Consider the following 2,661-nt stretch of genomic DNA (forward strand, 5'->3'; position numbering starts at 1 on the left):
CCGCCTTGTCCGGGCCGAGCGGCGGCGGCAAGACCACGGTGCTGGAGATCCTGGCGGGCCTGCGCCGGGACGGGGCCGGCATCCGGCTGGCCGGCGGGGTGTCCGGCCTCGACCGCGGCCGGATCGCGTGGATCCCGCAGCACCCGGTTCCCTCCGAGGCCACCGCGGCCGAGGAGGTGGCGCTGTATGCGGGGCTGACAGGACCGGCCGGGCGTGCAGCGGCGGAGGAAGCGCTGGCGCAGGTAAATGCCGCCGGCCTGGCGGACGCGGACACCGGCGACTTGAGCCCGGGAGAGCTGCGGCGCGTGGCCGTGGCACGGGCCTTGGCCCGGATTGAACATGTCCCCGGGGTGGACGTGCTGCTGGCCGATGAACCTACCGCACACGTGGATGAGCGCAGCGCCCGGGCCATCGAGGCGGCGCTGGACCGGCTCCGCGGCCGGGTGACCACCGTGCTGGTGGCCCACGACCCGGACACCGCGGCGCTCGCCGACCACGTGGTGCCGGTGATGCCGGCGCCCGGGGAAACCGTTGCTGCCGCCCCGGCGGGGACGGAGGGTGTGCGGACCCCGGCAGCGGGGATCGAACGCGGCGGGCAGGCGCCCGGAGCAAGGGCGGGCGCCGGAACGGAAGCGCCGGGGGAGGGCGGCACAACGGAAGCGGCGGCGGAGGACGCCGCCGGCGCCGGACCCGGCCTGTGGCGGCAGGCGGCGCTGCTGCGGCCGTGGAGCGGCAGGTTCCTGGCCGCCCTCTGCTTTGGCCTCGGCGCGGCACTCTTCGCCGTCGCGCTGGCGGGCCTGTCCGGTTGGCTGATCGTCTATGCCAGCGAACAGCCGCCGATCCTGTACCTGATGACCTCCATCGTCGGTGTCCGGTTCTTCGGGATCGGGCGTTCGGTACTGCGCTACCAGGAGCGGCTGAAGCTGCACGACGCCGTCTTCGAAAGCACCGACCGGCTGCGGATCAGGCTGTGGAACGGGCTGCTGCAGCGGCCGGCAGCATGGCGGCGGCTGGCCCGCGGCGGCGGCGCCCTGGAGCGGCTGGTCGGAGACGTGGACGAACTGCGGGACATCGCCCCCCGGGCCGTCTTCGCCCCGCTGGTCGGCCTGCTGGTGGCCGCCGCGTCCTGCGTGGCCACCGCTCTGCTGATGCCGGCGGCCCTGGGCTGGCAGCTGCTGCTCTCCGGGATCTGCGTGCTGGGTGCCCCGGCCCTGACGCGCTGGGCGGACCGCCACGCCCAGGCAACCACCGTGCGGATCAAGGGCAGGTCGCTGAACGCCTTCACGCGGCTGCTGGCGGCCGCACCCGACCTGGCCGCCAACACGGCTGCCGGGCCGCTGCTGCTGCGCGCCCGCCGCCTTGACCGGGAAGCGACCGCCGCCGTGCAGCGCAGCGCCTGGGCGCAGGGCCTGGGACACGCGCTGACGGTGCTGGCCTGTTCCCTCTCGGCCGTCGTGATGCTGGGTTCGGCGGGAGGCACCGCGCCGGGGGTGGTGGCCGTCGTCGTTCTGATGCAGCTGGCGCTGGCCGAACCTTTCATGGCGGTGAACACCGCGGTGCAGCAATGGGGCGCCTGGCGCGCCGCCGGGGCACGCGTCGTTCCGGAGCTGGGCAGCGGCGGCGCGGCCCCGGCCGGCCAAGCGCGGCGGGAAGCTCCGGTCGAGGCGCTGGAACTGCGCAACGCGTCCTACCGGTACCCGGGCGCCGGCCACGACGCCTTCACCGGCGTGGACCTGCGGGTGGAGCGCGGACAATGGCTGGCGGTCACCGGCCCGTCGGGGAGCGGGAAGTCCACGCTGCTCGGCGTGCTGCTGGGCTTCCTGCCACTGGCCTCCGGCCGCTACCTGGTCAACGGGACGGCCGGCGGGGCGCCGCGGTCGGCCATCGCGTGGATGCCCCAGGAAGCGCACCTGTTCAACTCGACGCTCCGCGCCAATCTGCTGCTGGCCCGGCCGGCCACGGATCCGCCGGCCGAAGAGGAGATGCGCGCGGCGCTCGCCGCCGTGGGGTTGGGCGGATTCCTGGCCGGACTGCCGCACGGGCTGGGCACCCGGATCGGCCCGGGCGGGCACTTCCTCTCCGGCGGCCAGCGGCAGCGACTCGCCGTGGCCCGGGCGCTGCTGGCCGACTCCGATGTGGTGCTGCTGGACGAACCGGCCGCGCACCTGGACCGCGAGGCCGGGGACGCGTTGCTGGCCGACCTGCGCCGCGGGCTCGCCGGCAAGGCAGTGGTCATGGTGACGCACGACGAGCGGCAAGCCGCATGGTGCGAGCTTCGGCTGCATCTGCCTACCGGCCCGTACGCCGCTGCCCTAAGCTGAGGCAATGACCAATTCCGACCTGCCGGTCGTTCCCGGCGGAGCCCTGCGTTGGCGTCCCATGTCCGCCTCGGACATCGAGGGCTGGCACCGGTTGATCCATCGGATGGCCGCGGTGGACAAACCGGTCTGGACCGAGACGACGGCGGATCTGGCGGAGGCGTTCGACGACCCTGCCAACGACCCCGCTGAGTGCACCGCCATCGGGCTGGATGCCGGCGGGACGGTGCGTGCCGTGGGCCGGGTCTACGCGAACGCCGGCTCACCCGTCGCCCACACCTGGGGCGGGGTGGATCCGGACTGGCGCCGCCGCGGCATCGGCAGGGCGCTCTACGAGTGGCAG

Annotated in this window: 2 protein-coding genes; both read left to right on the forward strand. The window is 74.7% G+C overall.

Going from position 1 to position 2,661, the window contains the following annotated elements:
* On the forward strand, nt 1-2,321 hold a 2,321-nt coding region (gene cydC, locus AC5RV2_RS16830; RefSeq protein WP_494093285.1), incomplete at its 5' end, for a thiol reductant ABC exporter subunit CydC.
* A gap of 4 nt (nt 2,322-2,325) precedes the next feature.
* Nucleotides 2,326-2,661: GNAT family N-acetyltransferase (locus AC5RV2_RS16835; RefSeq protein WP_494093286.1), on the forward strand; the 336-nt coding region annotated here is incomplete at its 3' end.

It is taken from the genome of Arthrobacter sp. Y3225116, from assembly GCF_059091245.1.